The following is a 20,569-nucleotide window of genomic DNA, read 5'->3' on the forward strand; positions in this document are numbered from 1 at the left end:
ATCTACCGCGGAGAAAGAAAACTGTTAACAATGCAACAATATGGTAACGATTGAAGGAGTTCAGTGCCTAACGTGTTTGCCACAGTGGCGGACAAATCGTATGTAACAATGAATGATGGAGTTTGCGATGTGCGACAAAAAAACAATACTCGTTGTCGATGCTGATAACGAGCACAATCAAGCGCTGCAATTGATGTTGGAAAACAATGGCTATCGGGTATTATCCGCGCACAATGGCCAACAAATGCAAGAGCTGGCTCGTCACTCACCACCAGACTTAATCATTCTAGATGTCATGTTACCGGGCGAAGATGGCTTTCAGGTATGCCGAGACGTGCGGAGCTTTCTATCTGTACCGATCATTCTACTGGCCGCGAACTCCGATGAAATGGATAAAGTGATGGGGCTTGAAGCAGGGGCTGATGATTTTGTCGATAAACCCTACGGCAAAAGAGAGCTACTGGCCCGAATTCGGGTTCAGTTTCGGCGCAGCAGCCGTCAAGTGCCAACCAACCAACGCTACTATTCATTTCTTGACTGGCTAGTCGACACCCAAATGAGACGCTTGCAAAAAACGACCTCAGGGGAACTAGAGCCGATATCAAGCAATGAATACACCCTGCTACGAATATTTATCGACAACCCTTCTCGGGTGCTATCTCGCGATGACATTTCCGATTACATGCGTGGGCGTCAGGCGTTGCCAACAGAGAGAGGGCTTGATGTACTCATGAGCCGACTACGACAACGACTCGGCGATTGTGCTAAAAACCCTCGACTCATCAAAACGATTCGCGGGGCTGGCTATGTCTTTGTGGCAGAAGTATCAAAGCATAATGAGCTTGATGAAATCACGGCTCCCCAGCTCAAGGCTGTTTAACAATGTTATCGGTAACCATACCGTATTAGGCCGGTAGTCCCGCTCACTGCGGGACTCCACATTGGCGAACGGTGCTTAACGCACTCAATCTGCGTCCAATTAGATCTTTTTAACGACAATGGCCCACTCTTGTTCTGGGTTACTCGGAGGCTGACCTAAATAACTCGTCACTCTGAGCCACGAATACTTGCCTTCATCTTCGATCTGAAGTTGTTTTACCGAGCCGAACTGTAATTCACCACCGCGCAGAGGGTCGTACCACTCGACGCTGTAATTGGCGTCCTGAGGGAGCATTTTCAGCATCAGCTTTTCTGGCATGCGCTTTACATAAACAATGTAAAATTCACCCAGCTCGGCCAGCACCCATGCGTCTTCTGCCAGATCATCGTGGTTCTTGGCTTTGTGCAGAGGAACATCGACCATTGAGAAAAAGTCGATGGCAATCTTGGCCTGCTGCCAAAACTTATCTCGGGAACGCCAATCCTGAGCAGTCAGATCGCTATGGGCATGCTTGTAACCAAAGTACCACTCGGTACCCCATGCGCCGGCCATATAGGCTCCCCATAAACCGTTTTGGCGCGCTTGCTGATGTTCAGGGTCAATGGCATCAGGCTTGAGTGCATGTTCCGCATCCCCTGGCTCATCAACAGCCACCGCCCATTGACGTCCGTTGGCATTGGGCCAGCTAAGAATTTCTTTTGCTTGCTTGTGCACATTGCTGAAATCTGGGGAAGACGTTTGCACTGATGCGCCGGTGTACCAGCTATCCGCCCCCCGGAGATCGTTAAAATACCAGCCGTTGTGGATCACTCGATGGTGTTGATAGGGGTCGACTTGGTTAAAGTAGGCCGCCATGGCGAGGCGTTGTAACGTGCCCTGCGGGGCCGTGGTATTTTCAGGTACCCAATCGCCATTCTCTTCACCCATGTTCCAGTTCAGCGCCAGATGATGGCCAAAACGGGCAATGAGTTCTCGGTAGTATAATTTGCGCTCCGCACCTAACCCTCCGCCATCGAGCAATCCTTGGTTTTCGACTTCTTGAGTTTTGAAATGTAAAAACAAACCAAGAGATTGAGCATGACTAAAGACAATATTCCACTGCTCGAGCTTACTCACATCAAAGCGGTCATAGTTGTGGTAATCGACGTAAGGAAACACATTCTTGTCATCGCCCTTAATGTTCAAAGTTAAAAAGCTGATTGAATTCATTCCTTTGGATGCAATGTAATTCAAAGCGCCAATCAGATTCTTACCTTTGTCATCAGCCCAAGTGGGGTCGCCCATTTGCCAATCGGAGCGGTGCGGTGCCCAAGTTTTTATCAATTCATCGCCAAAACCATCTTGATGCTGCGAGCCATCAAAATCAGCATATGCCAGCAGGTTCTCAGGCGAGTCTGGGCCTGCTTTGATAAAGTAATCGCCGCTACCAGCAAATCGCAAGTAACGTTCATTCACCCATTGCAAGCGCCCTAGAGCGCGAAAGTCTGGCCCTTGTTTGTTCGATGGCTGAACATCAAATTGGCCGCGTTGGCCATCCATGTATGCCGCCGATCGACCCGAGTGCTTGGCTTCGGAAATAGCAACATATGGCCCTTGACGAAACTGTGCTTGCCAGTGCCAAACTCCGACTTCATCGGGACTAAACCTCACCAGCCATTGATTGCCGCGACTGGCAGAGCTATTAGCCGCATTGCCATCAGCGCCGAAAAAGCCCGGGACGACATAACTTTTGCCCGTTGTTGGGTGGCGGAACTCAACGTTCAGGCGATAGTTAAGAAACGGGTTATATTGGTCTTGTTCCGAAACCTCTGGTCCTGCGAAAGCAAGTTCAATGGTATGCCATTGACGGAGTTCGCCGTTTAGCGTTACAGGCACGGCGGCGCAACAAAGGCAGCTGTAGCCAAGTAAAACCGCGGCAAGTATGTATTGGAGCAGGTTAAAATTCTTCATTGTTGGCTCTCTGCGAGTAACAGGCGCTTTCATCATCAATTGAATGGATAAACAGTTCGCCTAGCTGCAAACCAAATAGCCGCAGTAGAATGACTGCGGCCGATATTGCATGTACAAAAGCTTGGGTTATTTGGTCCTCGCCAAAGCACGCGAGCTGTCAAATACCTGCAGGGTCATGGATGAGACATAGCCGCCAGCATCAGCAAAGGTCACCTCAACCGTATTGTTGGCCTGCAAATCTGCCAGCGATACAGGGATTTCAATCAAGCCAAAGAAGCTTTCACGACCTTCACCATTGAGGTATTGGTCATCACCGCGGTAGTCTTCAGGCACAGTGATGGCTTTACCATTGAGCGTGATAGTCGGCACCAGCGATTGATTGAATTCACGGCCAACACCCATACGCAGTATCGCTTCCCCTTCACTACCAAGTTCAACGTCATTAATGTTGAAGCTAATCGCTTGGTTGGCAACAATGGCTTGTTTGTAGCTTTGCGCGTAGTACTTGGTTTCATCGTTGACTTCGCTGAGGCTGAGATCAGTCGCAAAAGTCAGCTCCAATACCATAGTGGCGCTCGCCTTTAAGGTGATGGTGTCGCTCAGTGAACTCGCTGTGGACTGGTCAATCACACCGCCCTCACCTTGCTGATAGAAGTGCTTTATCTTGACGCTGTCGATGGTGTTGCCATTCAGACCAAGGGTGTTGAGGGTGAGCTCTTGATCGGTAAACTCAAGGTTATTCAAAATGACGTAGGCATTAGTGCCTTCGACATAGGCATCGACTTGGATATCAACTTCCGATGACCAGCTATCGATCCGTGTTCCTTTGACGTCTTTCCACAACTCAAAGAAGTGAATCATGTTGGTGTAAACCCAGTTGCCGGTGTCGCTATTAGGCTCATCTTGACGGCGCATTAAGCGCGACTGATACGGCTGATTGGGGCCAGTGCGCCCCCACTCCCCTTTCACCACGATAAACGGCAAGGTCTTCCAAATTAAGTCTGGACGCTCCATAAAACTCATCATCATGGCATTAAAGGAAGCAACGTTTTCCCAGTCGGTATAAGGCGACCAAGCTTTCTTAATGTGGCTATGAACTTGAGCACCGTACTCAGACACAATCATTGGTGTTGGCGCACCAAACTGCATGTCGGTGTACTGTTCCAACATATCGAAAGTGGCTTCGAGGTTGCCGCCGCGGCGATAACGCTGCTTGCCTTGGAACGCAGGGAAGTCGTACAAATGCAGTGACAAGAAATCCATGTTGTCACCGGCAATATCAATAAATGCTTTATCACGCTGTTCCCAACGGTTGAAGTTATCTTCTTCAAAGTTTGGAAATGCTACCGTGTAACCACCAATTAATGCGCCGGGATTTGTTTTGCGGATCTCATTGGCAACGGCATTATGGAACTCAAATATCTGGTGAGTTTTATCTAATTTTTGCTGCTCGGTTAATTCGTTCTTAATCGTGACCAAGTCATAGAGTGGCTCATTCATTACCTCAATGAATTTAGGTTTAGGCTGACCTGCATCAGTGTCCGTTGAGGACACACCAAAGTACTTACTGAGGTATTGCCCCATGTAGTGACCTGTGGCAGTGCCTAAAGGCTCAGCTTGGCTATCCGTTTGAGAAAATGCCCACTGATTGCCGTCTAATGAGTTAATCAAGGTGCCATCCGGATAGAACGGGTGCTGCTGAGCACCAATGATCATATCGGTCGCGCGTTGCTCGTGTTGCCGGCCTTTAACGTACTTTTCAGTACTATTGGTAACAAATTGGTTTTTGACCCAAGCCGAGCGGCTGGTTGTCGAAGCTTCACTGACAAAACCCGGCTTCGCTGGATCTTGGGCAACATTGCGCAGTTCCCATGAAATACCGCCTGTATTCCTGCCAAGGTAGACATCATAGCCATCTAAAAAGTCAGTGATCAGGTCATCGGATTCATTTGGCCCATACTGGTTTTCCCACAACCACTCGTTTTCCAACGGCGAGGCATGAATACCAATGAACTTGCGACGGTCAAAGCTTTCAATACCGCCAACCACATGTTTCATGTCTAGGTTGATATCAACTTGAGTGCCCATTGGTTCTGGTTCGGGTTCCGGCTCAGGTTCAGGATCTGGCTCGGGTTCAGGATCTGGATCCGGCGCAGGATCAGGATCTGGAGTCGGTGTTGGCGCCGGTGTTGGCGCTGGCGAATCTGATGAGCCACCTCCGCCGCAGCCACCAAGGCCGATGGTCGCCGCAATGAGCAACGACAGAATGATGGTATTTGTATTGGTCATGTGATCACTCTCTTTGTAGCCAAAGGCAAGCCTCGTTTCAGTATGAGAACAACAAATACATCTCACACAAAACGAATACTTTTAATTGTTAACAATATTTCACTGTGTAAATAAAAACCGCGATCGATCTCTAGATTGCGGTTTTTATGAGTTTACTTATTCACAGTAACGAGCTGATTTAATTAAATATAAAATGTGGCACTGGCTCTTAGTACGGATCATTCGGCTTAATTTTAATGATCTCGGCGTAGTCAACGATGTTGTTTTCTCGCTTCCAGACTTCACACATTTTTTCCAATTTGGCGACCAGTTCAGGCATTTTTTCTGCCAGATTGTTGGTCTCTCCTGGATCGTTGCTTAAGTCGTAGAGTTCATAGGCGATGCCGGGCTTTTTCAAAGTTTGTAGGTACCAGCCCGGTTCAATGAGCAATTTCCAACGGCCTTGGTAAATAACACTTTGTTGCCCCTTGTCATTGAAAAACAACGCTTCAGGGGGTGCCATGGACTCACCTTTTAAGGTCTTTAAGACACTGCGACCATCCGGTTTTCTTGGTGTGACTCCGCGGAATACATCGGGGAATTCGGTGCCGCTAATCTCAAGGAAAGTTGGCACTAAGTCACCGACCCAAACCACATCGTCGTTGATCGTGCCGGGCTTAATCACCCCCGGCCAAGCGGCAATACTGTGCGTACGGGCGCCACCTTCCCACAGCAACGCTTTGACGCCAGTATAAGGCGCATTCATCAAGTCACCGATATGGGATGCTGCGCCATTGTCTGAGAAATACAATACTAGGGTATTGTCATACTCACCGCTTTTCTTTAAGCCATCCAATAACTTACCGATGTTTTCGTCCATCTTCTCCATCATCGCGGCATGGACGGCTGATTGTAAGCGGAACTTCTCAATCTTTTCTGGCGTTTGCTGTGTCCACATGTAGTTGGCATTACGAGTCGTTGCTTCGGCAGGGAATAAACCCTGCGCGACCAGCCCTGCATGCCGATCGTCGGCGATTTTCTGTAGATCGGCATAGCGCTTGAGATACTTCTGCACTAGGTGTTCCGGAGCTTGCAATGGCTTGTGCGGCGCTCGATACGCGACATACATGAAAAATGGCTGATCTTTTTTCGACGCCGCTTCAATCATCTCAACGGCGCGATCGGTCATGCTATCAGTAGCATAGAAATTCTTACCGGTTTTGCCATGGCAAGCACCATAGTGCTTTTTGCTAAAGGCATTATCGGCATAGCAATGCATGGTGTAGTCATAGTCGTACTTCAGCTTGGCCTTTTGATTTCCCTCGTAATAATCATGCTTATCTTCTGGCCTATAGAACAGATTGCCTTGCGCACCATGGAATACGAAGCTCTCCTGAAACCCTCGCTGAGGCGGCAGTGCCAGATAGTCTTGCTCCATTTCTTCATCAGTTAGTTTCATGCTTGGTGGGTGGGTTTTGCGCCACCAATCCTTTAACTCAGGACGCTCCTTAATGTAACTGCCACCAAGATGCCATTTGCCTACCATGAGCGTTTGATAACCATTGCCAGCGAGCAGTTCAGAGATCAGCGGCTGATCGTAGGGTAACCGCGCTCGATGGGCTTCAAACGGTAGTTCACGCACCCAATCGCCAACAACGCCACCACCAAAACCAACATGAGCGGCATCAACCCCCGTGAGTAAGGTTGCTCGGGTCGGGCTGCATCTGGCGTTACTGTAGAATTGACTCAAGCGGACCCCTTGGTTCGCCAGTTCCGTTAAGTTGGGTGTATCGATTTCACCGCCGTATGCATTGAGATCAGTAAACCCAGCATCATCAGAAAGAATCACGATAATGTTCGGCCGGCTATCAACAGCGCCAGCAAAAGCGCTAACACAGGTGGTCGAGAGCAATAAAAATGGCAGTATCAAGTTACGCATAAAATGGTTTACTGTTAACAATACGTTATAAAAAGTGTATCGCTAACACCTCAATCAAACAATCCATGTTTCAGCGCCCTAGCTCACACTATTGCACACTGATGCTAATCTTATTAGCCCAAAACTCAGTCTTTCAGGAACAATAACGATTGAGAAAATGAGTCCAAGTCATAGGAATGAGGTATGTCAATCAGCCGCACCAAAACCAGCTTTTATCGCCGATTATTGTTGGCTTATTTGATTGAGCAAGGAATCAATACGGTACCAAAACTCGAGGCCGAGCTAGGCCTTCCGAGGCGCACTGCGCAAGACACCATTAACGCCATGTCCGATCTGGACATAGACTGCCAATTTGTCGGGGCAAACAAAGATGGTTGCTATCAAATTAATGGTTGGGGGGCGATTAGCAGTGCTTGGATTGGCGAAAACATCGAGCACATTAGACAGGTATTGGGCTATGGCAATAGCTCCTCCGGCAACTGAACTTCAAGGAAGCGAAGCCGGAGCAAGCTAACACGGAAGTTGCTTACAGCAGTGATTCCAAGGTGATTTCCATCATGTCGCGGAAACTGGTTTGACGCTCATCTGAAGTGGTCGCTTCGCCAGTGCGAATGTGATCGGAAATAGTCAGTACCGCAAGGGCATTGGCACCGAATTCAGCGGCAACGCCGTAAAGGCCGGCAGCTTCCATCTCAACCGCCAACACGCCCATTTTTTCCATGACATCGAACATCTCAACATCTGGGGTGTAAAACAAATCCGCCGAGAAGCAGTTACCCACTTTGACCGGTAAATTCAGTTTAGCTGCCGAATCAACAACATTTTTCAGTAAGCCGTAATCAGCAATCGCAGCAAAGTCGTTGCCCTTGAAACGAGTGCGATTGACGCCAGAGTCGGTACAAGCTCCCATCGCCACCACCACATCACGCACTTTTACATCGGTGCTGACAGCACCGGCACTGCCGACCCGAATCAGGTTTTTAACGCCGTATTCAGTGATCAGCTCCTTGGCATAAATTGAACAAGACGGAATGCCCATACCAGAGCCCATCACCGACACAGCTTTACCTTTGTAAGTGCCGGTGTAACCGAACATGTTTCTAACATCAGTGACCAAACGAGCATCATCAAGAAATGTTTCAGCAATGAATTTTGCTCGCAGTGGATCGCCAGGAAACAGCACTGTTTCTGCAAAATCACCCGGCTTGGCATTAATGTGTGGAGTTGCCATTGATTGTTCCTCTATTCTTTTCATCCCGCCGCGACTCGGCTGACAGGTATTGGTAATAAGTTAATTGTTTAAAAAGCTAGTACCGTATGCCATCGGCGCCAAACCAAAGTAATCGGCGAGCGACTGACCAATATCAGCAAAAGATTGACGTTGGCCCAACGCTCCTGCGTCAACCTTGCGGCCATGCACTAACACTGGCACATGCTCTCTGGTATGGTCGGTGCCAGCCCACGTCGGGTCACAGCCATGATCAGCGGTGATAATGACCACGTCATCGTCACTCAATTGCGTCAGCAGCTCTGGCAGACGTTGGTCAAATTGTTCAAGGGCATCGGCATAGCCGCGGACATCGCGACGATGGCCGTAGCTGGAATCAAAATCAACGAAATTGCTGAAGATCAACGACCGATCTGAAGCGTTTGCCAGCGCCTCCAATGTCGCATCAAACAAGCCGTCAATACCCGATGCTTTGACTTTCTTAGTGATCCCTTGATGAGCAAAAATATCGGCAATTTTGCCTACCGAAACCACTTCACCACCATCTTCAGTGAGCTTGTCTAGCAACGTTGGGGCTGGCGGTAGTACCGAATAATCGCGACGGTTGGCGGTACGCTCAAAGGCACCTGCTTTATCGCCAACAAATGGCCGGGCAATCACGCGGCCGATGTTGTAGTCGTCCAATAACTCGCGAGCGATTTCGCACAGCTCATAGAGGCGTTGCAAGCCAAAGGTTTGTTCATGGCAAGCGATTTGAAACACACTGTCAGCTGAGGTGTAAACAATCGGCTGACCGCTGCGCATATGCTCTTCACCCAGCTGATCTAAGATAACCGTACCTGAGCTATGACAATTGCCCAAAATAGTTTCAACACCAGCACGCTCAACAAAGGCATCAATCAGTTCTTGCGGGAAGCTATCGGTCTTCTCGTGAAAGTAACCCCAGTCAAACAACACCGGTACTCCGGCCATTTCCCAGTGACCACTTGGGGTATCTTTACCTGACGACAGCTCTTTGGCATAACCATAGGCGCTAAGCGGTTCAATACTGCTATCGACACCGGCAGCGAACGCACCGGTGCTGTCTCGATGAGCGTGATAGAGACCCATTGCGGCAAGATTAGGCAAGTGAATGGGGCCACGTCCCAAGCTTCCATTAGCGCATTGCTCAGCGATGTGGCCAAAGGTATCGGAACCGGCATCACCAAACTTATCAGCATCTGGCGTAGCGCCAACGCCAAAGGAATCGAGTACTAATATGATTGCTCGTTTCATCTCGCCTCCTAGTAGGCACTTGTAGCGCTGTTTTGTTGCTCAGCTCCCTGCCCCAATGTATCCAACAAGTTATTTAACAGGCTGGAAGCACCAAAGCGGAAGTTGTCTTTATTGACCCAGTCGGCCCCCATCAAATCGCTTGCTAAGCCGATAAATGCTTGTGCATCTTCTACGGTTCGGACCCCACCTGCGGGCTTAAATTTGATTGGCTTGCCACTGGCTTTGATCGCTTCAAGCATGATGCGGCAGGATTCCAAGGTGGCGTTGACCGGCACCTTACCGGTTGATGTTTTGATAAAGTCAGCGCCGGAATCAATTGCAATCTGGCTCGCTTTGGCAATCAATGCTTCAGTTTTCAGCTCGCCAGTTTCAACAATGACCTTCAAGGTCACTTTGTCACCACACGCTTGCTTGCATTGCGCCACCAGCTCAGCCCCAACCGTTTCATTGCCGCCAATCAAGGCGCGGTAAGGGAACACCACATCCACTTCATCGGCCCCTAACGCAACGGCTTCTTTAGTCTCGGCGACAGCCGCAGCGACATCATCATTGCCGTGCGGGAAATTGGTCACGGTAGCAATTTTGATATCGTCGCAACCTTGTTGTTGCAGTGCTTTTTTGGCTGCCGGAATGAACTGCTTGTAGATACACACTGCCGCTGTATTACCGGCAGGACTTTGCGCCTGTTGGCAAAGGGCAATGACTTTGGCGTCCGTGTCGTCGTCATTTAAGGTGGTTAAATCCATCATCGAGATGGCGTGCCGAGCAATCTGTTGCAAATCAGTCATGAGTTATCTCTCAATAAAAAGGTGTACCACCTTTTTTAAATGAACACGTCAAATCAGCAGCCTAGCTCAGCAATGCTCAATCGATCTCGAACCAACGAGCGAGCAAGACAGCTTGACGTGGCGGACTTGGTTCCGTGAAGAGACAAAAGGTAGAGCGCTGTAGCTAACAACTGATTCAATCAGCAACAGCGTCTAGGCAAACATCCGTGTAACCGCATACTTAAGGGAAGCCCAGCTTAGAGCTAAGGTTCCCCCGAAAAATGGCTAAAGCGCCAAGAACAAACCAGCCAAGGCTGCACTCATCAAATTAGACAGTGAGCCGGCCAATACCGCTCGCATTCCTAAGCGAGCAATATCATGACGGCGTGATGGCGCCATCGCGCCCAAACCGCCGATCAAAATAGCAATTGAAGAAAGATTAGCAAAGCCACAAAGGGCAAAAGTAATAATGGCTTGGCTTTGCTCTGACAACTGCTCTTTAACACCAATGAAGTCGATGTAAGCAACGAACTCATTAACAATTAATTTTTGGCCAATAAAGGAGCCTGCCATAAAGGCCTCGTCCCAAGGTACGCCGATTAAAAACGCCAACGGCGCAAACAAATAGCCAAGGATTAGCTCCATGGTCAGATCAGGCATACCAAAGTACCCGCCGACAAAGCCGAACAGGGTATTAATCAGCGCGATGAGGGCAATAAACGCCATCAGCATAGCACCGACATTCAGCGCCAGCTTAAGACCAGAGGATGCGCCAGATGCCGCAGCATCAATGACATTAACGTGCTCTTTGGTTGCTGTTTCTGTCAGCGCCATCGAGTCCACTGGCTTTTCGGTCTCCGGCATCATGATTTTGGCCATCAATAAGCCACCCGGAGCTGCCATAAAGCTGGCCGCAATCAGATATTTCAACTCAACGCCCAAGCTGGCGTATCCACCCAATACGGTGCCAGCAACCGACGCTAAACCGCCAACCATAATGGCGAACAACTCAGACTGAGTCATGGTTGGAATGAATGGTTTTACCACCAAAGGAGCTTCAGCTTGGCCAATGAAAATATTGGCGGTGGCTGACATCGATTCGGGTCGACTGGTTTTCAGCACCTTTTGCAAACCGCCACCAATGACTCGAATCACCCATTGCATGATTCCGAGATAATAAAGCACCGCGATGAGCGACGAGAAAAACACAATAATCGGCAATGCACGCAAGGCGAAAACAAAGCCTCCGCCACCAAACAGCTCGTACATGGTGTCGCTGGTGAGGCCGCCAAACATAAAGGAAATACCAGCCTGAGCACTGTCGATGACGGCTTGAACACCGCCGCTTATGGTCGCTAGCACCAGTTGGCCAAACGGAACGTAAAGTACAAATGCGCCTAAGCTTGCTTGAATGGCCAATGCGCCACCGACGGTACGCCAGTTGATGGCGCTTCGATTGGTTGAGCAAGCAAAGGCAATCGCAAGTAAACAGACGATCCCTGCCAAACTGATAACAATTCCCATAGTGCTCTGGTTTCCTTTTGATGACTCCAATGAGCAATCAACTAAGTGATAACACAACAAAACTCCAGAGCTGTTTTAACAGCTCTGGAGTTACTTGGTGAATTCGGTCAAATCTTAGAAGAAATTGACTTTGAATTCGGCGCCGATGAAGCGCTCTTCATTGACAATCGCAGCATTATTGGTGAAGTCAACAGCACCAATCGCTTGCTGTTCATCGGTCATGTTACGAACGAATACTGCGGCTTCATACTCGCGGCCATCGTCTTCCCACGCGTAACCACCACGGGCACCACCTTCGAGCAGTGATTCACCTTCGAACTCTTTTGCTTCATACAAGAAGAAGTTGATTTCACTGCGATAAGACCAATCGGTGTACAAGAACACTTCGCCATCACCGAGATCTTGCGACCAACGTGCGGTGAAGGTGTGAATCCACTCTGGTGCGTGTGGCAGGCTGTTGCCATCGATCAGGGCGCGACTGCTTCCATCAGGGTCAACAATTACAGGATCGGTTACCGTACAGTTGGCACAAACTGGCACCGACAAGCTGCTGTCTTTCAATTCAGTGTTGTTATAACTGGTTCCGAAAGTAACGAGCAAGTTATCCGTGACAATCAATTCGGCGTCAACTTCAAAACCATAACCTTGAGTCTCATCGGCATTGAGCAAACGAGCGGTATTGCTGTCACCACCGACGGAAGTCAACTGCTGGTCATCCATGGTGAAGTAGAACACCGCGGCATTCAAACGGCCTTGGCCATCAAGAATGTTTGCTTTGGTACCGGCCTCAAACGACAAAATGGTTTCCGAATCAGCAACCGAAATACCATCATCAAAGGCGAACAAGTTACGACCCTGAATACTTGGTGCACGGAAGCTATCGGCGATACGGCCATAGAAGTTAACATCGTCGTTGTATTTATATGTGGCGCTCAGGTCCCAGCTGACATGAGTGTCACTAGGATTCACTTCACCGGTAACCTGATCTGGAGCTCCTAAAAACGCCAATGGGCTCTTGAAGCGCTCATTGCGATAATCTTTGTCATCATCGGAATAACGCAAGCCTGCAGTGACCGACAAACGTTCAGTGAAGTCATAATCGACCGAACCAAACACCGCCCATGCCGTTGTCTCTTGCCATTGCTTAACGCGGCCCGTTAAGTCTCCCTCAGAAAACACCGGATCGTAGGAAATACTCTCGATCTCCAAGTCTTCATCGAAGTAGAACACACCGACTTGATAGTTAAGCGGGCCATTGAAGTTACTGGCCAAACGCAATTCTTGGGTCAGTTGATCGTGATCGGGGATGGCATCCGAAGTCTCTGAATCTAACGCGATGACGCCAGGTCCCATTGGAATATCGCAACATCCTGCAGCAAAGCTCGAACCATAGCCGCCGTCGACATCGGCACGTGAGAACAACTCGGCTTTTTCAACACCACTGATCGAGGTAATCGTGTGATCACCCAAATCCCACTCAAGCTTGAGGTTATAGCCTTCGATCTCTACCTCTTGGGTCGCGCGGTCAGCAGAATCATGGAACACCTTGTCGCGCCCTTCCCAGCCTTCGCCACCGAGTTTATTACTGCCTTTCTTGATACCGTTGCCGTAGAAAGCCACCGGTTTGCCGTCAAGATCGCGCTTGTGGTAGTTCAGCAGTGCTGAGAAATCATCCGCTTCCCACAACAACTGCAAGCGGATAGCTTTGTCGGTGTAACCACCGAGGACGTCTTTCTTTTCAAAACCTGGGGCAATGGTATCGATGTAATCATCGCGGTCTTGATGCAATACCGAAACGCGAGCCGACAATGAGTCAGTCAAACCGCCGCCCACTGCAGCGCGAATGTCGCTGGTGTTGTGGCTACCGTATGATGCCGAAGCGAATGCATCAAACGCCTGTGATGGCTTCACTGAATCAAATTTGACCAAGCCAGCAGGGGTGTTACGACCAAATAAAGTACCCTGTGGGCCACGCAAGGTTTCCACCCGCTCGACATCAAACACAGGGAAGCCTTTCAGAATTGGGTTTTCTTGGACGATATCGTCAACAACTAGTGATACCGGCTGGGATGCATTCAAGTCGAAATCTGAATTACCCAAACCACGCATGTAGAACCGTGGGAAGGTTCGACCAAACGACGATTCAACGGTCAAGCTTGGTGTCCGGGCATTCAAAAAACGAATATCCATCGCCGCAGAGCTTAGTGTTTCCAGAGCTTCACCTTGCAGGGCCGTGATCGCTACCGGTACTTCCTGAGCATTTTCAACGCGTTTACGAGCCGTCACCTGAATGACTTCGAGTTTGCTGTTGTCGGCTTCTTGCTGTTGTTGCTCTTCAGCACTGGCTTGAAAAGCAACCGTAGAAGTTGTCGCGGCAAAAGCTAACTGAACGGCAATAGCAATCGCACTATGGTTAGTAAACATTTGGAGTAGTTCTCTCAATTGGTAGTTATGTTGTTAGGAGGGCTGCACTGTCAGCAACGCTCCAATGTCGCCAGGGTTTTCGGGAACCCTTTGTTGTATTTATTAGTCGAGCAAAAAAACCTTTCGCTAATTCGTTCCAGCTAATCCATTAGCATGGTCAAACTTAACCCATTCGCCTCGATGTTACGAATAGATTAATTTTTCACGGCGAATATATAGGTGGAGTGATGCTTGTAGCAATATTGATGCAATCTTGTGCAGCCGCTTGGCTGTTAAGTAAATGTGACAGTGATCACCATGTTGTAGCCAAGTCAATGACTTGTCGATGGTCAGCCGAGAGAGGAAGGCGACTAATCATCACCGGAGTCTGGGCCATCCAGCCATTTCAAGTGGGCCAACGGGTAGCCCAGAAACCATTTCGCGCGGTCCATAACTAACCGGGTACGGATGTGTTTGATGTGCAGAGCAGGATTTTCACTTAGGGCATCGCAGGTTTCATTGAGTTTCTTAACGCTGGAAAAGCAACTTAGCGAGATAAAATCGACATCACCACTGACTTGCATGCAATCCATTATTTCCGGTATTTCACCCACTGCTGCGGCAAAATCACGACAAACCTGAGCCGTATTGCGATCGAGGGTGAATTCAAGATAGGCCAACACGTGCTCACACATCTGCTCTAAGTTGATGTCAGCGTGAAAGGTTCTGAAATAGCCAGCTTCTTTCAGCGCCTTTACGCGTTGAAAACAGGCGCTGGGCGATAAGTTGACCTTCTCTGCCAACTCGTTGTTGGTCAAATCGGCCTGCAAATGCAATGTAGCTAGGATCTTCTTGTTATAGGCATCGAGCTTGATGTTTTTCTTCATGGTTTCTTTTCGCTAGCCGGACTGAAATAAAATTTTGTCGAGCTTGTGCTAAAGGCACAAATTTTCTTTTCCCAGCTTTGTGAATTTAAGAATATTTTTTTGTGACATAAATCCACAATGAGGATAACCAAACTTCAACTCATTGATCGAGTTGAACATCACTTTATCCGCCACTTTATCCGACAAGGAGTAGGGAATGAAGACCAATTTTTCTAGCTATTTTGCTCAATCTAGCATTGCATTAGCCGTGGGTGTGTCCTTGTCATTGCCTGCTCTGGCCGAACAACAAGCGGCTCTTTCAGGCGCTGATGTCGAAGTCGAGCGGATTACGGTTTCAGCTAGGGGGCGCACTGAAACACTGCAAAGCGTGCCAGATTCCGTCACTGTATTTGATGCCGACTTTATCGAAAACGCCCGCATCAATAACTTCCGTGACTTTGCCAATTTGACGCCCAATTTAAGTGCCCTAGACAATTTCCGGCCGGGGTTAGCTCGCGTCACTGTCCGTGGTTTGATTACTCCTCAGGTGGGCGATCCGCCGCTTGCATTTGTTGTCGATGGCGTGACCGCACCCGACCTGGAGTTCATTAATCAGGAGCTCGTTGATATTGACCGCATTGAAGTGATGCGTGGCGCTCAAGGAGCGCTTTATGGTCGCGGCGCAATTGGTGGCGCGGTGATCGTGACCACTCAGCATCCAACAGAAGAGCTCGAAGGTAAGTTAAAAGGTGCGATTGGCAATGGCAACAGCTATGAATTAAACGGAGTAATCTCCGGTTCTCTAAACCAAGCCGATACTGCTTTTTTCCGCATTGGCGGTTACACCAAGAACTCCGACGGCCTTATCGACAATGAGTTCCTTGATGAAGAAGCCGACCACTTGGATGAACAATCGGCATTCGCGCAACTGCAATTCGATTTGTTTGAAGATACCAGTTTGGCATTGCGTGGCCGCTACACCACCAGCGAAGCAGGCTTTGCTTACTATCAGGGCGTCACCGAAGCGAGTAAAGAAGACTTTGATATCGATACCTCTCAGAACATTCGCAACCTCGACGAGCGTGATGTTTATGAACTGAGCGCCAAGCTCAGCCAAGATTATGAGTTAGGCACCCTTGATCTGATTGCCGCCTATAGCAAGTCGGAAAATGAGCATTTCTACGATGGCGATTACTCTGCTGATCCGACTTATGAAGAAGACGATGATGGCTATATTCTCCGAGCTCCTTTTGGCACCGAGGGCCTGTTCGATGTTGAAGCAACAACCTTTGAAGCGCGCTTTACATCATTCAACGATGGCGCGCTGCGCTGGGCTGTGTCGGCTTTTTATCAGGACAAGGAGCGCGACAATACCATCAACTTCTTTGATGACCTATTAGGTGACGTGCCGCTGAAACGTGATGATTTCACTGATGAGCTGATATATCTCACCATCGCCGACAACAACAGTTCCGAAGCTTGGGCTGTGGCGGGACAACTAAACTATGACCTGACGGACCAATTGGAGCTGACCGCGGCATTGCGTTACGACCATGATGCCCGAGAGTCTTATGATCCGAACTTTAAGGACGATACCTTCGCTGACAAAGATTTTAGTCAGTGGCAACCGAAAGTGTCGGTGGCCTATCAATACAATGATGACCTGTTGCTATACACCGGATACTCCAAAGGTTTCCGCAGCGGTGGTTTCAACGAGCCTGCCGAAGGTATTAGCCGAGTGTTTGATAAGGAAGTTTCCGATAGCTATGAGGCCGGATTTAAATCGACTTGGTTGGATAACCGTCTAGTAGTCAATGGCGCGGTCTTTGCGATTGATCAGACCGATGCCCAAATTACTCAATTTAATGTCGATACCTTCACCCTTGAGAACCTTGCTATCGACGATGTAGAAACTCAAGGCTTGGAATTAGAAGTTGCTTTGCAAGCAACTGATAATCTTGATTTGCGTTTTTCTGCCGGTATCGTTGATTCAGAAATCAAGGCATTCGATGAGCGACCAGAGCTAGAAGGTGAATCGCAGGTTTGGGTTCCAGAATACAACTACTCCATTTCTGCCAACCATGAGTATGAACTAACTTCTGAGTGGTCATTGATCTCGCGCGCAGATGTGCAAGTGGAAGGTCCTAAGTACTACGACATCGAGATGCCCGACGTGGAATCGTCGACCTACACCTTTGTCAATGCTGGGTTTGGCGTCCGTTCAGACGATTGGCTAGTGCAGGTGTTTGTCGATAACCTGACCGACGAACGTGGTATTGAAGACATCTTCTTGTTTGCTGACGGCGTCACTGAGCTTGCCCGGCAACCAAATAAACCGCGCAGCTATGGCGTTGAAGTGAGTTACCGCTTCTAACAACTTCGAGACTATCAGCCAACGCCAAACAACGAATCACTGACAGGTTGTAACTATTGAAAAGCCAAGATAACAAAGCGCTGGATCAGATGTTTGAGGATTACGCCACCACGCCCGTGCCGCAACATAAAACGGTCGGTGGTATAGGTATCGGCATGATCAATGGTGGCTTAGCATTCGCGGTGCCTGGACTAATTACCGGACTAGAACTGGGCACAGCACTTGGCTTTGAACAGAGTTTGTATGCATTCCTACTAGGCGGATTGATCTTATCAGTACTCGGCACAGTGACGGGACTGGTGGGTATGCACAATCGCTTTGCTTCCTGTATGACCATGAAGTTTGTGTTCGGCAGCTTCGGAGCCAACTTGATCAGCCTGCTGTTTGTCGTAGCGCTGCTGGGTTGGTATGGCGTCAATATTGATTTATTCAGCGACGTTGCTCAGCAACTAAGTGTTAAGTTGTTTGGTAGCGCGCCTTCGATTCTGGCGTTGGAAATTGCCCTTGGCATCATCATCACCTTGACCACGATCTGGGGATTTAAGCTCATCGAGCGGGTATCAACTTTGTTCGTACCGCTGCTGGCTCTGATCTTGGTGTATTTGCTGATGCAGAGTGTTAACTACCAATCGACAACTACCGACCCCACGGTTGCAACAGCGAGCATAGGATTTGGTGAAGCGGTATCTGTGGTGGTTGGCAGCTTTATCGTCAGTGTCGTATTAATGCCGGACTTCACCCGTTTTGCTCGCACTTCGAGCGATACCGCAATCTCGTCATTTCTGCCTTTTTTGGGCTTGAGCAGCTTTGTTTACATCGTCTCGGCATTCGCTGGCTTGGTGGTGCATGACGACGATGTATTGCAGGTCATGTTGATGCTGGGCCTTGGTGGCGTCGCATTTTTCTTACTGATTGTGTCGAGCTGGGTGACCAATGTGGTTAATTTGTATAGTGCTGCACTGGGCCTGAATGCGATGTTCACCCGCTGGAAAGAGTGGAAAATCATTGCTGTTGCAGGCGTGCTCGGTACTATCTTTGCTTCTTTCAACTTACTCGATCGATTTACTGACTTCTTGTTTGGCTTATCGGTGGTATTTACACCTGTTGCAGCTATCTACGTCGTGGATTTCTTCCTGATCCGATGCAAACGCCACTATCAGCTCGCAGAGCTATCCGAAACTCGCGCCATCAACTTGGCCGCTCTATTTGCCTGGGTCCTGGCCATCACTGCTGCGTTGCTATCCAATCACGGTTACATCAGCGTTACCGGCATTGAAGCCTGTGATGCGCTATTAGTGACTGTGCCGGCCTATTGGCTGTTGCGCGCTTATCTTTTCAAACCTGCTCAATCATTTCAGTGAGGTAACTATGAGATCTCTGAGCCGAGACGATCTGACCGATATTCTTTACGGCTGCGCCATTCTTGGCACTGGCGGCGGCGGCGAGCTTGATGAAGGGTTTGATTACATCAACAAAGCACTAGCCGCTGGCAAAGAATTTAAGCTGGTATCAGTCGATGAAGTACCAGCTGGAAGCATGATTTGTACTCCCTATATGCTGGGCGCCTTGTCGCCAATGACAACCGAGCTGGAGCAGGTTTACCAAGACTTACCTCAAAGTGGCGAGCCGGCAATCATGACAGCTTACAAACGCTTGGTTGAATACACTGGAGAGACCTTTTACGGCACTATCTGTTGCGAGCTTGGTGGCTCTAATACGGCAATATCTTTCTATGTCGCTGCGATGGCCGATGGTTACATTATCGATGCTGATCCAGCCGGTAGAGCGGTGCCTGAAATTACTCACTCCACCTATTACTTCAACGGATTACCAGCAGCTCCTGTTGTCACCGCCAATGAGTTTGGTGAGTGTTTTGTACTGGAAAACATCATTGATGACAGGCGCGCTGAAGACGTTGTGCGCGCCCTATCGATGGTCAGCCGCAACGACATTGCGGCTATCGATCACGCCATGCCAATAGAGCAAGTGAAAGATGCTGTGATCAAAGGCTCCATATCAATGGCTTTGGAGGTCGGTCAAGCCTATCGTATCGCTCGCGAGCAAGGACTCGATGTCGCCAATGAAATCGCCAACCATGGTGGTGGTTATGTCGCTTTTCGCGGCCGAGTGTCAGACTGTGAATTCGTCACTCAAGATGGCTTTACTCTCGGTCGCATTGATCTTGTTGGTTCGGGTGAATTTAGCGGAGACAGTTATCAGATTGATGTTAAGAACGAAAACCTGATGTCACGCCTTAACGGCAAAGTGGATGTGACGATTCCGGATCTGATTTGCTGTATCAATCTTGATAGTGGGGAGCCAATTACCAACCCGAATGTCACAATCGATGCCAATATTGCAGTGGTGATACTGCCAGCACCAAAAGAATTCACTACAGAAAAGGGCTTAGCCGCTTTCGGCCCGCAATATCTTGGCCTTTCTCAGCCCTACCAACCGGCAATTGGTAACACCAAGTGAACTCAACCTCTTCTCTGCAGCCGACAATACCGCGCCTTGGTCCTATGACATTAAATCGGAACTTGAGCGACTGACTCAGAACGACCATCGCAGTTTGCTAGTCGAATAACAAAGAAGCTCATGTGGTGATCGATTCACATGGGCCTTTTCGTAATTGTGCAATGACTCATACTAACAATTGAGGCTTTTTGCTGTGGGCCGAAATAAACTAATGGGTTCAGAAAAAAGAGATTCAAATCAGCAAATCTGCCATAATGCGCCGCACATTTTTTCATCAACTCAGAATAAAACTGAAGAACAAACGATAACCGATTGAAATGGCTCTAATTATCCTCGACAGCTGCATTAACTGCGACATGTGTGAACCGGAATGCCCAAACCAAGCAATAGCTTTGGGCGAAGAGATCTACGAGATCGATCCGGATCGTTGCACTGAATGTGTCGGCCATTACGACAAACCGACCTGTGAATCGGTGTGCCCAATTGATTGCATCGAAGTAAATCCAGATCATCAAGAAACTGAGCAACAGTTACTCGATAAATTCGTCAAACTGCACGGCTAATTCAGTATTCATCACAGTGCCGCTGGTAAACTGGCTGCTTCCTTTTTAAACTAG

15 protein-coding genes are annotated in these 20,569 nt (G+C 48.8%); 6 read left to right on the forward strand and 9 right to left on the reverse strand.

Going from position 1 to position 20,569, the window contains the following annotated elements:
• The first annotated feature begins 127 nt into the window (after positions 1-127).
• The gene (locus CBE68_RS07065; protein ID WP_087505505.1) at positions 128-880 is read left to right on the forward strand and encodes a response regulator transcription factor; all 753 of its coding nucleotides are present in this window, start codon (positions 128-130) and stop codon (positions 878-880) included.
• A gap of 99 nt (positions 881-979) precedes the next feature.
• Here the strand turns inward: CBE68_RS07065 and CBE68_RS07070 are convergent, their stop codons facing one another.
• The 3 genes from CBE68_RS07070 to CBE68_RS07085 all read right to left on the reverse strand — a co-directional run bounded on the left by CBE68_RS07070 (position 980) and on the right by CBE68_RS07085 (position 7,037).
• Positions 980-2,830, reverse strand: coding sequence for a DUF5060 domain-containing protein (locus tag CBE68_RS07070; protein ID WP_087505506.1), 1,851 nt, complete (start codon positions 2,828-2,830; stop codon positions 980-982).
• A 126-nt stretch (positions 2,831-2,956) separates the two neighbouring features.
• Positions 2,957-5,119: an agarase gene (locus tag CBE68_RS07075; protein ID WP_158100520.1), complete on the reverse strand. Its 2,163-nt coding sequence runs from the start codon at positions 5,117-5,119 to the stop codon at positions 2,957-2,959.
• Positions 5,120-5,327: 208 nt separating this feature from the next.
• Positions 5,328-7,037: a sulfatase-like hydrolase/transferase gene (locus CBE68_RS07085; protein WP_087505377.1), complete on the reverse strand. Its 1,710-nt coding sequence runs from the start codon at positions 7,035-7,037 to the stop codon at positions 5,328-5,330.
• Between the two features lie 183 nt (positions 7,038-7,220).
• Here CBE68_RS07085 and CBE68_RS07090 point away from each other — a divergent pair, with 183 nt between their 5' ends.
• Positions 7,221-7,520 (forward strand): helix-turn-helix domain-containing protein, encoded by a 300-nt coding sequence (locus tag CBE68_RS07090; RefSeq protein WP_087505378.1) that lies wholly within the window; start codon positions 7,221-7,223, stop codon positions 7,518-7,520.
• 43 nt (positions 7,521-7,563) lie between these two features.
• Here the strand turns inward: CBE68_RS07090 and deoD are convergent, their stop codons facing one another.
• From deoD to CBE68_RS07120, 6 genes are all read right to left on the reverse strand, one after another.
• Complete coding sequence (gene deoD / locus CBE68_RS07095) at positions 7,564-8,268, reverse strand: purine-nucleoside phosphorylase (RefSeq protein WP_087505507.1); 705 nt, start codon at positions 8,266-8,268, stop codon at positions 7,564-7,566.
• Positions 8,269-8,328: 60 nt separating this feature from the next.
• On the reverse strand, positions 8,329-9,540 hold the full coding sequence (locus CBE68_RS07100; protein ID WP_087505379.1) for a phosphopentomutase: 1,212 nt from the start codon (positions 9,538-9,540) through the stop codon (positions 8,329-8,331).
• 8 nt (positions 9,541-9,548) lie between these two features.
• The gene (deoC, locus tag CBE68_RS07105) at positions 9,549-10,328 is read right to left on the reverse strand and encodes a deoxyribose-phosphate aldolase (RefSeq protein ID WP_087505380.1); all 780 of its coding nucleotides are present in this window, start codon (positions 10,326-10,328) and stop codon (positions 9,549-9,551) included.
• Between the two features lie 264 nt (positions 10,329-10,592).
• Positions 10,593-11,831 carry a NupC/NupG family nucleoside CNT transporter gene (locus CBE68_RS07110; RefSeq protein ID WP_087505381.1) on the reverse strand — a complete coding sequence of 413 codons (1,239 nt, stop codon included), beginning with the start codon at positions 11,829-11,831 and terminating at the stop codon, positions 10,593-10,595.
• Positions 11,832-11,945: 114 nt separating this feature from the next.
• Positions 11,946-14,255 (reverse strand): TonB-dependent receptor, encoded by a 2,310-nt coding sequence (locus CBE68_RS07115; RefSeq protein WP_087505382.1) that lies wholly within the window; start codon positions 14,253-14,255, stop codon positions 11,946-11,948.
• Positions 14,256-14,605: 350 nt separating this feature from the next.
• A complete protein-coding gene (locus CBE68_RS07120) occupies positions 14,606-15,121 on the reverse strand; it encodes an Lrp/AsnC family transcriptional regulator (RefSeq protein WP_087505383.1) in 516 nt (171 codons plus the stop codon).
• A 196-nt stretch (positions 15,122-15,317) separates the two neighbouring features.
• Here CBE68_RS07120 and CBE68_RS07125 point away from each other — a divergent pair, with 196 nt between their 5' ends.
• From CBE68_RS07125 to CBE68_RS07140, 4 genes are all read left to right on the forward strand, one after another.
• On the forward strand, positions 15,318-17,474 hold the full coding sequence (locus CBE68_RS07125; RefSeq protein ID WP_087505384.1) for a TonB-dependent receptor: 2,157 nt from the start codon (positions 15,318-15,320) through the stop codon (positions 17,472-17,474).
• A 56-nt stretch (positions 17,475-17,530) separates the two neighbouring features.
• Complete coding sequence (locus CBE68_RS07130; protein WP_229744689.1) at positions 17,531-18,835, forward strand: cytosine permease; 1,305 nt, start codon at positions 17,531-17,533, stop codon at positions 18,833-18,835.
• Positions 18,836-18,842: 7 nt separating this feature from the next.
• Positions 18,843-19,952 (forward strand): DUF917 domain-containing protein, encoded by a 1,110-nt coding sequence (locus CBE68_RS07135; RefSeq protein WP_087505385.1) that lies wholly within the window; start codon positions 18,843-18,845, stop codon positions 19,950-19,952.
• A 317-nt stretch (positions 19,953-20,269) separates the two neighbouring features.
• Positions 20,270-20,515, forward strand: a complete 246-nt coding sequence (locus CBE68_RS07140; protein WP_087505386.1) for a YfhL family 4Fe-4S dicluster ferredoxin — start codon at positions 20,270-20,272, stop codon at positions 20,513-20,515.
• Positions 20,516-20,569 lie beyond the last annotated feature (54 nt).

The sequence above is a fragment of the Neiella marina genome (assembly GCF_002165625.1).
Taxonomy (GTDB): domain Bacteria; phylum Pseudomonadota; class Gammaproteobacteria; order Enterobacterales; family Neiellaceae; genus Neiella; species Neiella marina.

What these genes read in the sequence shown, in the direction of transcription:
- CBE68_RS07065 (WP_087505505.1), top strand. Translation starts at nt 128, where the DNA reads ATGTGCGACAAAAAAACAATACTCGTTGTCGATGCTGATAACGAGCAC.
- CBE68_RS07070 (WP_087505506.1), bottom strand. Translation starts at nt 2,830, where the DNA reads ATGAAGAATTTTAACCTGCTCCAATACATACTTGCCGCGGTTTTACTT.
- CBE68_RS07075 (WP_158100520.1), bottom strand. Translation starts at nt 5,119, where the DNA reads ATGACCAATACAAATACCATCATTCTGTCGTTGCTCATTGCGGCGACC.
- CBE68_RS07085 (WP_087505377.1), bottom strand. Translation starts at nt 7,037, where the DNA reads ATGCGTAACTTGATACTGCCATTTTTATTGCTCTCGACCACCTGTGTT.
- CBE68_RS07090 (WP_087505378.1), top strand. Translation starts at nt 7,221, where the DNA reads ATGTCAATCAGCCGCACCAAAACCAGCTTTTATCGCCGATTATTGTTG.
- deoD (WP_087505507.1), bottom strand. Translation starts at nt 8,268, where the DNA reads ATGGCAACTCCACACATTAATGCCAAGCCGGGTGATTTTGCAGAAACA.
- CBE68_RS07100 (WP_087505379.1), bottom strand. Translation starts at nt 9,540, where the DNA reads ATGAAACGAGCAATCATATTAGTACTCGATTCCTTTGGCGTTGGCGCT.
- deoC (WP_087505380.1), bottom strand. Translation starts at nt 10,328, where the DNA reads ATGACTGATTTGCAACAGATTGCTCGGCACGCCATCTCGATGATGGAT.
- CBE68_RS07110 (WP_087505381.1), bottom strand. Translation starts at nt 11,831, where the DNA reads ATGGGAATTGTTATCAGTTTGGCAGGGATCGTCTGTTTACTTGCGATT.
- CBE68_RS07115 (WP_087505382.1), bottom strand. Translation starts at nt 14,255, where the DNA reads ATGTTTACTAACCATAGTGCGATTGCTATTGCCGTTCAGTTAGCTTTT.
- CBE68_RS07120 (WP_087505383.1), bottom strand. Translation starts at nt 15,121, where the DNA reads ATGAAGAAAAACATCAAGCTCGATGCCTATAACAAGAAGATCCTAGCT.
- CBE68_RS07125 (WP_087505384.1), top strand. Translation starts at nt 15,318, where the DNA reads ATGAAGACCAATTTTTCTAGCTATTTTGCTCAATCTAGCATTGCATTA.
- CBE68_RS07135 (WP_087505385.1), top strand. Translation starts at nt 18,843, where the DNA reads ATGAGATCTCTGAGCCGAGACGATCTGACCGATATTCTTTACGGCTGC.
- CBE68_RS07140 (WP_087505386.1), top strand. Translation starts at nt 20,270, where the DNA reads ATGGCTCTAATTATCCTCGACAGCTGCATTAACTGCGACATGTGTGAA.